Raw genomic sequence first — 12030 nt, 5'->3', positions numbered from 1 at the left:
GCAGGCGAAGTCAGGGTGTAGGTGTAGGTGCCGTCGGCATTGAGCTGCAACTGGCCGTACTGGCCGGTAGCGTCGCCCACCAGGCTGTAGGTCAGTGCACCGACACCGCCTGTGGCAGAGCCGACCAGGGTGCCGCTGGCGGTTTCGCGGGTTGAGGTCGGGTCACTGCCGTTGACGGTGCCGGCCGCCAGGTCGTTGCCGTCCTTGGAGAGATCGAGGGCGTTTTCATACACCGTGACTCCGCCAGCAGGCCCTGCGACAAGCGAGCAATCCTGAACATTGATGGTGATGGTGGCGGTACTCTCGTCGCCATCGGTGTCGCGAATCGTGTAGACGAACACATCGGTTGCGCCCTGGGCCGCCACGGCATTGGGGTTGGCCTGGTAGATCGCGTTACCGGCAGCGTCGATGGTCAACGTGCCGTATTGACCGACAATGGCTGTATTCAGGTTGCCGAGGGCCGAGGTTGTAGTGTCGGAACCTGCACGGGCGCCGATCACCACATTGCTGGTGCCGGCCTGATCCGCGCCGAGGCTGTCGTTCCACAGCACGTTGCCCGAAACAGTGCCACCCTCCACCACGCCTGCGCTATCGGCGTTGGCCTGAGGCACATCATCGACAATGTTCACGTCCAGGCTGCCCGTGGCGGTGCTGCCGTCGATGTCCTTGGCGACGACTTCAAATTGCTCGCTTAGGCTGTTGGTACCGGCGCCGTCTGGGTGCGCTTCGTTGTCGTTGAGGGTGTAGCTGTAGCTCACCACGCCAGTTGCTGCGTCGTAGCCGGTGACCGTCAGGGTATTGCCTTGAGCGGTGGTGATCGACTGCGGGAAGCCGGCAGCCACGCCTGCGGTCACGACAGCAATGCCGCCTACCGACAGGCTTTGCAGACCATCCGGGGCGCTGACGGTGAAGGTGCCTTGTTGCGTCAATGCAGCCGCATCAGGTGCGGTGCCGTCACTGAGGTTCTTCTCGTAGACGGTCAGCTCGCCACCCTGCACATTCAAGCCATCGAGCGTGACCGGGTCGTTGAGGTTGCTGATGTTGAGGGTCAACGTGGCGCTGCTGGTGTCGCCGTCGGCGTCCTTGATGGTGTAGCTGAAGTTCTCCACGCCATTGCCGCCACCGCCCAGGTTCTTGAAGTCGGGGTCGTTGGTGTTGAGGGTGTAGGTATAGGAACCATCAGCCGCAAGCACCAGGGTGCCGTAGGTACCGGTGAAGGTGCCGGCGATGACCGGGCCGCCAGGTACCCGGTCGGCGCCCTGTACGTCGTTGGTCAGCACGTTGCCGGTCAGCTCCAGGCGCTGTTCGCTGGCCGCGTTAGCGTTGGTGTCATCAATCGCGTTCGGCACATCATCGACGATGTTCACGTCCAGAATGCCCGTGGCGGTGCTGCCGTCGATGTCCTTGGCGACGACTTCAAATTGCTCGCTTAGGCTGTTGGTACCGGCCCCGTCAGGGTGCGCTTCGTTGTCGTTGAGGGTGTAGCTGTAGCTCACCACGCCCGTAGCTGCGTCGTAGCCGGTGACCGTCAGGGTGTTGCCTTGGGCGGTGGTCATCGACTGCGGGAAGCCGGCAGCCACGCCTGCGGTCACGACAGCAATGCCGCCTACCGACAGGCTTTGCAGGCCATCCGGAGCGCTGACGGTGAAGGTGCCTTGTTGCGTCAAAGCAGCCGCATCGGGTGCGGTGCCGTCGGCGAGGTGTTTCTCGTAAACGGTCAGCTCGCCACCCTGCACATTCAAGCCATCGAGCGTGACCGGGTCGTTGAGGTTGCTGATATTGAGGGTCAACGTGGCGCTGCTGGTGTCGCCGTCGGCGTCCTTGATGGTGTAGCTGAAGTTCTCCACGCCATTGCCGCCACCGCCCAGGTTCTTGAAGTCGGGGTCGTTGGTGTTGAGGGTGTAGGTATAGGAACCATCAGCCGCAAGCACGAGAGTGCCGTAGGTACCGGTGAAGGTGCCGGCGATGACCGGACCGCCAGGTACGCGGTCGGCGCCCTGTACGTCGTTGGTCAGCACGTTGCCGGTCAGTTCCAGGTGTTGTTCGGTGGCCGTGGCAGCGTTGGTGTCATCGATGGCGTTCGGCACATCATCGACGATATTCACGTCCAGGCTGCCCGTGGCGGTGCTGCCGTCGATGTCCTTGGCGACGACTTCAAATTGCTCGCTTAGGCTGTTGGTACCGGCGCCGTCAGGGTGCGTTTCGTTGTCGTTGAGGGTGTAGCTGTAGCTCACCACGCCCGTAGCTGCGTCGTAGCCGGTAACCGTCAGGGTGTTGCCTTGAGCGGTGGTGATCGACTGCGGGAAGCCGGCAGCCACGCCTGCGCTCACGACAGCAATGCCGCCCACCGACAGGCTTTGCAGACCATCCGGGGCGCTGACGGTGAAGGTGCCTTGTTGCGTCAAAGCAGCGGCATCGGGTGCGGTGCCGTCACTGAGGTTCTTCTCGTAAACGGTCAGCTCGCCACCCTGCACGTTCAAGCCATCGAGCGTGACCGGGTCGTTGAGGTTGCTGATATTGAGGGTCAACGTGGCGCTGCTGGTGTCGCCGTCGGCGTCCTTGATGGTGTAGCTGAAGTTCTCCACGCCATTGCCGCCACCGCCCAAGTTCTTGAAGTCGGGGTCGTTGGTGTTGAGGGTGTAGGTATAGGAACCATCAGCCGCAAGCACCAGGGTGCCGTAGGTACCGGTGAAGGTGCCGGCGATGACAGGGCCGCCAGGTACCCGGTCGGCGCCCTGTACGTCGTTGGTCAGCACGTTGCCGGTCAGCTCCAGGCGCTGTTCGCTGGCCGCGTTGGCGTTGGTGTCATCAATCGCGTTCGGCACATCATCGACGATATTCACGTCCAGGCTGCCCGTAGCGGTGCTGCCGTCGATGTCCTTGGCGACGACTTCAAATTGCTCGCTTAGGCTGTTGGTACCGGCGCCGTCAGGGTGCGTTTCGTTGTCGTTGAGGGTGTAGCTGTAGCTCACTACGCCAGTACTCGGGTTGTAACCGGTAATGGTCAGCGTATTGCCAGCGGGTGTAGTGATCGACTGGGGAAAGCCTGAGGCGTTGCCACCGATGACCACGTCGATGCCGCCGACACTCAGGGAAGCCAAACCGTCCTTGGCGACCACGGTGAAGGTGCCGCGTTGAGTCAGGGCAGCGGCGTCGCTGGCCGATCCTTGTGGAAGATTCGCCTCGTTGAGGCTCAGCTCGCCGGTCGCAGCATCCAGTCCAAGCAGTGTGACCGGATTGTTCTCGATGACAGGGGGCGTAACAGGAACAGTCCCGCCGTCGCCCTGATCCACCGGCGCAGGCGGAGCGGCCAGCGCACTGCCATTGCTTGGGTCCTGACCACCCACCTCGAGACTGGGCAGTTCCGGAATGCCGTTGAAACCCGCCGTCGGGAAGCCCACCACGGGATCGACGCGGGCGCCGACTTCGGTGAGCATCACGAAACTGTGGCCGCCGCCCAGGGCGCCAGGCGCAGTGCCAGCATTGGGACCTGCCGCGGGCGCTTCGGCGCTCTGCGTAGGGTCATCGCCTGCAGCGATGGCTTGCTGGATGCGCTCCACATCAGTCAGTTGCGCATCTGTCGGTGCCGGATCGTGGGTCAGGGTGTGCGGCGCCTGGTTGGCAAGCAGTTCGGTGGTCATCTCCAGACTGCTGTCACGGCCCAGGGTCAGCTGCGCGCCGTTTTGCAATCGCACGGCCACCGCACCCGCAGCGCCGGTCTCCAGCTGCTCGCCCGCGTACAGCCGATCACCTTCGATCAACGGGCGGCGGCTGCCATCACTGCCGACTGCGAACACTTCACCAACCACCTTGCTGACCACACCGACTAACTTAGCCATGGGCAAACGCCTCCCCTCACTGTTGGGTACTGCAGCCAGCGACGGCGATGACAGGTGATGGCGAGGAACCCGCACTATCTCAACGGTGAGAATCGATCCCTCAGCCCTACTTTGGCGATAGTAGGAAAGTCGTTTGGCTTACTTAAGCGCCAAATTTTTGTCGCCAAATTCCGCTTTCACCTGACCGTACCGCGTCCTTAGCTGTAAAAAATCTGGAACTCGCTGCAATGCCCCAAATACGGGGTCGCGCAGCGGGTCGCGAAATCACTTGGATGAAACAATGTCTTGGTTTTCATAGACCGCATAAGTTTTTTTTAGCATAAGAAATATTCCAAAAAGTTCTTAGCTCGCGCGCGAAATGTTCTTAGCTCTGTTGTTACAAACGTGAAACTATTCGGACCATAAATTTCGTCATTTTTTTGGCGAAAGCTAAGAAAATTTTGTGACCAGGGAGAAGTAGCCCCATGCGCGTATTAACCCCCCTCGCCAGCGCACTGTTGATGGCCATGGCCTGCATGAATGCCGAGGCCATGTCCCTCAACCAGGCCATTCAAAGTGCCGTGGATTACCACCCGGAAATCAGCTCCAATCGCAACAGCAAGCTCTCGGCAGATGAGGATGTGAAATTCGCCCGTGGCGGCTACTTCCCGACCGTGGACCTGGTGGCCGGGTACGGCCGGCAGCGCTCGGACAACCTCAATACCCGCGGCATCAACCCAGACGGCACGCGCAACCACAACAAGGAAACCCTCAACTACACACAGTCCGAACTGCGCCTGCGGCAAATGATCTTCGACGGCTTCAATACCTCCAACGAAGTCGGCCGTACCGAAGCCGTGGCGACCTCCCGTGCGTACTACACCCAGGGCGTTGCCCAGGACGTCGCGCTGCGTGCCATCGAGGTCTACCTCGAAGTACTCAAGCGCCGCGAGCTGGTCGACCTGGCGCGCAACAACCTGCAGGCGCACCTGCGCGTCAATGACCAGATCGGCCTGCGCAGCGAACGTGGTGTCGGCAGCACCGCCGACCTTGACCAGTCCCGCGCCCGCCGCGCGCTGGCCGAGAACAACCTGGACACCGCCGAGGTCGATCTGGCCGATGCCGAAGCAAGCTTCTACAGCGTGGTAGGACGCCTGCCCGACGAATTGGAAGGCCCGCAATCGGTCAAGGTGCAGATGCCGGCTACCCTCGACGAAGCACGCGAGGGCATGCGCCAGAACAATCCGTATCTGAAGTCAGCGCAGGCTGACGTCAACGCTGCCGAGAAGCAGTACGAAGTGGCCAAGTCGCCCTTCTATCCACGACTCGACGCGGTACTGGCCACGGGTGCCAACAACAACCTCGGCGGCGAGCGCGGGCATGCCAACAACGACTGGCAGGCCGGCGTGGAGCTCAACTACAACCTGTTCCGCGGCGGCAGTGACAAGGCGCGCCTGCGTTCGGACTCGCACAAGATCAACCAGGCCCTGGACATCCGCAACAACGCCCTGCGCGAGCTGACCGAGAACCTCAGCCTGTCCTGGAACGCCATGAACAACGCGCGCAAGCAGACCCCAACCGCGCGCGAGTACGCCGAAACCACGCAGCGCGTGCGCGCCGCCTACCAAGACCAGTTCGGCCTTGGCCAGCGCACCTTGCTCGATGTGCTCGACAGTGAAAACGAGCTGTACAACGCCAATCGCCGCTACACCGAAGTGCGTTACACCGAAGAATTCTCGATGTACCGCGTGCTGGCGACCATGGGTGAATTGCTCAGCAAGCAGCGCATTTCGCTGCCGCCGGAGGCGATTGCCAACAACGAGGTGAAGACCGAGGCCCGCCTGCCGGACATGCGCTGAGCTCGCACGTTGGCACGCAGTACCCGCACGCAATCCCATTCACCCTGGCGGGAGTAGGCCATCGTGACCAGTATGCAAAGCGCGCAACCGCGCCAGGACGTCGATGATCCGCTGCTCGACGGTTTGTTGATCCTGTGCCGCCTGCACGGGCGCAGCGCCAGCCGTGCGAGCCTGTGCAGCGGCCTGCCGCTGGCGCGCCAGCGCCTGAGCCCCGAGCTGCTGCCCAGGGCGGCGGCGCGGGCCGGCTTGCAGGGCCGCGTGTTAGCGCGCGCGCTGGACGCTATCTCGCCCCTCAACCTGCCCGTGCTGCTGTTACTCGACAATGACCGCAGCGCGGTGTTGCAGCGCTGGGGCGACGATGGCCGGGCGCTGATCCTGCCGTGCGAAGCGCAGGGCGGCGAGCAATGGGTCGAACGTGAGGCGCTGCAGCAGGCGTACACTGGCCAGGCCCTGTTCGCCCGACCGCGGCACACCCTGGAAGACGTGCGCGCGCCGCTGCTGCCACGGGTCAATGCCTGGTTCCGCGACACCTTGCGCCATTCGCGCAAGCTCTACGGTGACGCCTTGCTGGCCAGCCTGCTGATCAACGTGCTGGGGCTGATGGTGCCGCTGTTCGTCATGCAGACCTACGATCGCGTGGTGCCCAACCAGGCGCTCTCGACCTTGTGGGTACTGGTCGCCGGGCTGTTCATCGGCACCGCCTTCGAGCTGGTGCTGCGCATGGTCCGCGCTCACCTGCTGGACCAGGCCGGGAAGAAGACCGACCTGATTCTGTCGGCGACGTTGTTCGAACGTATCACCGGCATGGCGCTGAAGGCCAAGCCCGCCACGATCGGTGGGTTCGCCCAAAGCATCCATGACTTTCAGGGCCTGCGTGAGTTTCTCACTGCCGTGACCCTGACCAGCATCATCGACCTGCCTTTCGTGGCACTGATGCTGCTGGTGATCGGCCTGCTCGGCGGCTGGTTGGTGGTGATTCCATTGATCGCCTTTCCGTTGGCAGTGGGCTTTGCATTGGTCATCCAGGCGCGTCTGCGTGACACCGTGCAGAAGAGCCTGAGCTTAGGCGCCGTGCGCCAGGCCCTGCTGATCGAGACCCTGGGCGGGCTGGAAACGCTCAAGGCCTGTGGTGCCGAGAGCGAGCGTCAGTACCAGTGGGAACACACCAATGCCGCGATCGCCAGGCTCGATGCGCATGCGCGCAACCTGTCGTCGCTGGCCAGCAACGGCACGCTGTTCATCCAGCAGTTCTGCGGCATGGCCACGATCGTGGCCGGCGTCTACAGCATCATTGCCGGTAACCTGAGTGTCGGCGCCCTGGTCGCCACCTACATGCTCGGCAGCCGAGTGCTGGCCCCCCTGGGTCAGATCGCCGGCTTGATCACCCGCTACCAGCAGGCCCAGCTGACCATGCGCAGCACCGACGCCCTGATGGCCCTGCCCCAGGAACGGCAAGCCGAACAGCAGGCCCTGGAACACACAGCGCTCACTGGCGAACTGGCGCTCAGCCACGTCACGTTCCGTTACCCAGGGCAGGTCAATGCGGCACTCAACGATGTCCGGCTGAGCATTGCACCGGGTGAGCGCATCGGCATCGTCGGCCGCAGTGGCTCGGGCAAGAGCACCCTGGGGCGCTTGCTGATGGGCTTTCATCATCCCGACGAAGGGCAGGTGCTGCTGAACAACCTGGATCTGCGCCAACTGGACATCGCCGACCTGCGCAGCCAGATCGGCTACGTGGCCAATGACCTGCCGCTGCTGGCCGGTAGCCTGCGCGACAACCTAACCTTGGGCGCCCGCCACATCAGCGACGCGCGCATGCTGGAAGTGGCCGAATTGACGGGCGTCAGCGAGCTGGCCCGGCAGCATCCCAATGGCTTCGATCGCCCGGTGGGTGAGCGTGGCCAACTGCTCTCCGGTGGTCAACGCCAGGCCGTGCTGCTGGCGAGGGCGCTGTTGCTGGAGCCGCCGGTGTTGATCCTCGACGAGCCCACCAGCCACATGGACAACAGCAGCGAAGAGCAACTGCGCCAGCGTCTGTTGGCCTGGGTGCCGGGCAAGACCGTGCTGCTGGTGACCCACCGTACCTCGATGCTCAGCCTGGTAGACCGCTTGCTGGTCCTGGACAACGGCAAGATCGTCGCCGACGGGCCGAAGGATGCAGTGGTCGATGCGCTGCGCAAAGGCCGCATCGGCTCGGCCCTCTGAGGCGACTTATTCAACCCGTGGCGGTTGCCGCTAGCGCACCGTGCCACTGAAATACATGAGGTAGGCCATGGCTTTGAGCCACAACATCCGTAGCGGCCACGGCAAGCGTCAGCGCGCCGAGGCCGACTACATGCCAGAGCTGGCCGGCGCCACCCTGGACGATTCGTCGCGCCTGTCGCGCCTGACCGTGTGGCTGGCCGCCGCGCTGCTGCTGGTGGCGCTGATCTGGGCCAGCCTGGCGGTGCTCGATGAAGTCACCGTCGGCGAAGGCAAGGCAATTCCATCGAGCAAGGTGCAGGTGGTGCAGAACCTCGAAGGCGGGATCGTCACCGAGATCTTCGTGCGCGAAGGCCAGATGGTCGACAAAGGCGCGACCTTGCTGCGCCTGGACGATACCCGTTTCAAGTCCAACAAAGGCGAAAGCGAAGCCGACCGCTACGCGCTGACGGCCCAGGTCGAACGCCTGTCGGCCGAGGCCGAGGGCCGTCCGTTCAAGCTGTCGGACGAAGTACGCGCCAAGGCGCCGCAGGTGGCCGAAGACGAGGTGGCGCTATACGGCTCACGGCAACGGCGCCTGGCCAGTGAAAAACAGACCCTCAACGAACAGTTGCGCCAAAAAAATCAGGAACTTGCCGAGTTTCGTTCCAAGGTCGAGCAATACCGCTCGGCGGTGGCCCTGTTGCAACAGGAAACCGACATGTCGGCGCCATTGGTGAGCAAAGGCGCCATTTCGCCAGTGGAAATTCTGCGGTTGAAACAGCGCACCGTCGAGGCCCGTGGTCAGCTCAATGCCACCAACCTGGCCATCCCCCGTGCGGAAGCTGCGATTGCCGAGATCAAGAGCAAGATCGAGGAGTCCGAAGCCGGATTCAGGTCCGATGCGGCCAAGGAGCTCAACGACAAGCGCACCGAGCTTTCGAAGATCACCGCCAGCAGCATTGCCATCGATGACCGGGTCAACCGCACCACGGTGGTGTCACCGGTGCGCGGCATCGTCAAATTGCTCAAGGTCAACACCATTGGTGGCGTGGTCCAGCCGGGCAGCGACTTGGTGGAAATCGTGCCGATCGAGGACAACCTGCTGATCGAGGCCAAGGTACGGCCGCAGGATGTGGCGTTTCTGCATCCGGGGCAGCCGGCGATGGTCAAGTTCAGTGCCTATGACTACACCATCTATGGTGGGCTCAAGGCCAAGCTGGAGCTGATCGGTGCCGACACGGTGACTGATGACAAGGGCAACGCCTTCTACCTGATTCAGGTGCGCACCGATAAGAACCATTTGGGCGGGGACAACAAGCCGTTGTTGATCATTCCAGGGATGGTGGCCACGGTCGATATCATCACGGGGCAGAAGAGCGTTCTGGATTACCTGCTCAAGCCGGTGCTCAAGGCGCGGACCGAGGCGCTGCGGGAGCGGTGAATGGGTGGGGGTGACAGGCGTTTGGTTTGATATGGGTGGCGGGCGGTGGAATGGGCGCCGCGTGGGCGGCGCATCGCGAGCTGCGCTCGCTCCTACGGTGGGTGGGGGCGTGCGCTGGCGGGGGGCTGGCGGGCGTTTGGTTTGGTATGGGTGGTGGGCGGTGGAATGGGCGCCGCGTGGGCGGCGCATCGCGAGCTGCGCTCGCTCCTACGGTGGGTGGGGGCGTGCGCTGGCGGGGGGCTGGCGGGCGTTTGGTTTGGTATGGGTGGCGGGCGGTGGAATGGGCGCCGCGTGGGCGGCGCATCGCGAGCTGCGCTCGCTCCTACGGTGGGTGGGGGCGTGCGCTGGCGGGTGGCTCAGGGGTTACTGGCCCGGAATCGCCCCGTAGGAGCGAGCAGAGCTCGCGATGCGCCGCGCAGGCGGCGCTCGATCTCAGGCGCCGAGAATGTCACGGCAGGCGGCTTCATCACCCGTGGTTACGCTCGTACACAGCAACCCCCATGGCCCTGATCTGCCCCTCGATCAATGCCTCGAACGGCCGCAGCAAACCATCGAAACTGGCTGGCTGCTCCAGCACATTCAAGGCCTGCACCACCGCCTCGATGGTCGACACCGCGCCCGGCTCCGGCGCCTTGCGCAGGCGGTAACGTGACGGAGCAACGCCAGCCACGGTTACGCGCGGCAGCGCGTCCAGCAAAGGGTTGAGATACAGCAGCTTGCGTGCCTTGCGCCAAGTGCCATCTGGGACGATCAGCAGCAATGGCTTGTCGCCCGTTTCGCCATAGGCTGCCAGCGCTTGCGCCTGCTCGCCCGGGAACAGCAGCACCGGCCGGTAGCCAGGAGTGGCCAGCAGCCCGGCAAGATCCTCGAACACCTCCCCTACTCGCAGTTCGGCATTGACCAGCCCCAGCGCCGCCAGGCGAGCGGTGTTCAGTGCATGGGCGGTTTCGCTCGGGTGCTGCAACACAACCACACGGGTGCGGCTGTCGAGGCAGGGGATCAGCGGGCAAAGGCAATGGTCGAGCGGGCGCTGGCAGCGATCGCAGCGGGGTCTGGGCATGGGGCTCTCCGTGAATGGCGCAATTTTGCCACATGCCGCACGCCAGGTCCGCCTGACAGGCTCAGCGCCTCATCGGTTGAAGCGCTCGGCCAGGCTATGCAGGTATTCGGCCATGCGTTCCAAGTCCTGGCTGATCTCAGCGCCTTGCTTGGCCTGGCCGGCAGACTGGTCGCACAGCTGGGCGATGCGCACGATCTGCTGATTGATGTCTTCGGCCACATGGCTCTGCTGCTCAGACGCCGTGGCCATCTGCTGGCTCATGCCAGTGATGCGGCTGACCGCCTGGGCGATCCCGGTCAGCGCCGTTTGCACCGCCTCGACCCGCTGCACACTGTCGCGGGAAATCTGCTCGCCGCGCTGGGCCGTGGATACCGCGCGCTCGGCACCGGCACGCAGCGAGGCGATGATGTGATGGATTTCATCGGTAGACGAGCGCGTCCGCTGCGCCAATGAGCGAACCTCGTCGGCGACCACGGCAAAGCCCCTGCCCTGCTCCCCAGCCCGCGCCGCCTCGATGGCGGCGTTGAGCGCCAGCAGGTTGGTCTGCTCGGCAATCGAGGTGATCACATCCACCACGCTGCCGATCGACTGGGTCTGCTCGGCCAGGACATTGACCGCCTGACCGATATCACTGACCGCCTCGTTCATGCTGCCCATGGCCTGCAGGCTCTGCTGCGCCAGGTCGCTACCGTGCTGGGCCAGCTGATCGGCATCGCCTGCGGCATGGGCGGTGCTCTGCACGTTGTGCGTAACTTCCTGAATGGTCGCTGCCATCTGCGCGATGGCGGTAGCCGACTGATCGGTTTCGCTGCGCTGGCGGTCGAGCATCTGCGCCTGGGCATCGGACAGCTCGGCCGACTGTGCAGCACGTGACTTAACCCCGACGCCAGCATCCACCAGACGCGTCAGCGCGGTTTGCAAACGCGCTTCTTCGCTGATGATGGCCAGGTCCAGTTGCCCTTGCAGCCCGGGGTTGTCGCTGTAGGTCAGCGCCACCAGGGGGCTGGTGAAGGCCTTGGGATGCTCAGCCAGGGTGCGCCGAATCACACGGTCGCGCTGCTGTTCGCCCAAGTACCAGGCCAGCAGCAAGCTGGCTGCCAACACGCCCAGCGCGGCATAAGTAGGCAGCCATGAAAGCGCCGCCGCCGACAGCAGCCCCGCAGTGATCAATGGCCAGCCACGGCCTAGACCGTGACGCCAGCGAGCCGCCCACGGCAGTGCCGACTTGCCTGCCCGCAGTCGGGCATACAAGGCTTCGGCGCGGCGGATCTGCTCGCGGCTGGGCACCGAGCGCACCGACTCGTAACCGCTGATGCGGCCGTTTTCGTAGACCGCCGTGACATAGGCGCTGACCCAGTAGTAATCGCCGTTCTTGGCGCGGTTCTTGACCACGCCCATCCACGGTTTGCCCTGCTTGATGGTGTCCCACATGTGGCCGAAAACCGCTGCCGGCATGTCAGGGTGGCGCACCAGATTGTGCGGCTGGCCGATCAGCTCGTCGTAGGTGAATCCGCTGATCGCCACAAAGGCGTCGTTGCAATAGCTGATGCGGCTGTCCAGGTCTGTGGTCGAGATCAGGCGCTGCTCGCTGGGAAAAGTGCGTTCACGGTCGGTGACGGGCAGATTGTTGCGCATCTCGGCAATCCTTGCTGGTGGAGCTGATGG

Annotated in this window: 6 protein-coding genes; 3 read left to right on the top strand and 3 right to left on the bottom strand. The window is 63.7% G+C overall.

Annotation, left to right across the window (positions count from 1 at the left end; genetic code table 11):
• The coding region (locus FS665_RS08810; RefSeq protein ID WP_145186382.1) for a retention module-containing protein at positions 1–3839 on the bottom strand (3839 nt) is incomplete at its 3' end.
• 464 nt (positions 3840–4303) lie between these two features.
• On the opposite strand from FS665_RS08810, the gene FS665_RS08805 reads away from it, so the two are divergent.
• From FS665_RS08805 to FS665_RS08795, 3 genes are all read left to right on the top strand, one after another.
• On the top strand, positions 4304–5677 hold the full coding sequence (locus tag FS665_RS08805) for a TolC family outer membrane protein (protein WP_145186379.1): 1374 nt from the start codon (positions 4304–4306) through the stop codon (positions 5675–5677).
• Between the two features lie 72 nt (positions 5678–5749).
• Positions 5750–7885 carry a type I secretion system permease/ATPase gene (locus FS665_RS08800; protein WP_145186438.1) on the top strand — a complete coding sequence of 712 codons (2136 nt, stop codon included), beginning with the start codon at positions 5750–5752 and terminating at the stop codon, positions 7883–7885.
• A 67-nt stretch (positions 7886–7952) separates the two neighbouring features.
• On the top strand, positions 7953–9305 hold the full coding sequence (locus FS665_RS08795) for an HlyD family type I secretion periplasmic adaptor subunit (protein WP_145186376.1): 1353 nt from the start codon (positions 7953–7955) through the stop codon (positions 9303–9305).
• Positions 9306–9771: 466 nt separating this feature from the next.
• Here FS665_RS08795 and FS665_RS08790 read toward each other — a convergent pair whose 3' ends face one another.
• Together FS665_RS08790 and FS665_RS08785 are read right to left on the bottom strand one after the other, a co-directional pair.
• A complete protein-coding gene (locus FS665_RS08790) occupies positions 9772–10365 on the bottom strand; it encodes a tRNA-uridine aminocarboxypropyltransferase (RefSeq protein WP_145186372.1) in 594 nt (197 codons plus the stop codon).
• 69 nt (positions 10366–10434) lie between these two features.
• Positions 10435–12000: a PAS domain-containing methyl-accepting chemotaxis protein gene (locus tag FS665_RS08785; RefSeq protein ID WP_145186369.1), complete on the bottom strand. Its 1566-nt coding sequence runs from the start codon at positions 11998–12000 to the stop codon at positions 10435–10437.
• Positions 12001–12030: the final 30 nt, after the last annotated feature.

The sequence above is a fragment of the Pseudomonas sp. URMO17WK12:I11 genome (assembly GCF_007677725.1).
In the GTDB taxonomy this organism is placed as follows: domain Bacteria; phylum Pseudomonadota; class Gammaproteobacteria; order Pseudomonadales; family Pseudomonadaceae; genus Aquipseudomonas.
Note: the sequence above shows the minus strand (reverse complement) of the source record. Positions and strands in the feature narration are given on the sequence as shown.

Coding starts and splice junctions, on each gene's coding strand:
- FS665_RS08785 (WP_145186369.1), bottom strand. CDS start 12,000: ATGCGCAACAATCTGCCCGTCACCGACCGTGAACGCACTTTTCCCAGC.
- FS665_RS08800 (WP_145186438.1), top strand. CDS start 5,750: ATGCAAAGCGCGCAACCGCGCCAGGACGTCGATGATCCGCTGCTCGAC.
- FS665_RS08795 (WP_145186376.1), top strand. CDS start 7,953: ATGGCTTTGAGCCACAACATCCGTAGCGGCCACGGCAAGCGTCAGCGC.
- FS665_RS08805 (WP_145186379.1), top strand. CDS start 4,304: ATGCGCGTATTAACCCCCCTCGCCAGCGCACTGTTGATGGCCATGGCC.
- FS665_RS08790 (WP_145186372.1), bottom strand. CDS start 10,365: ATGCCCAGACCCCGCTGCGATCGCTGCCAGCGCCCGCTCGACCATTGC.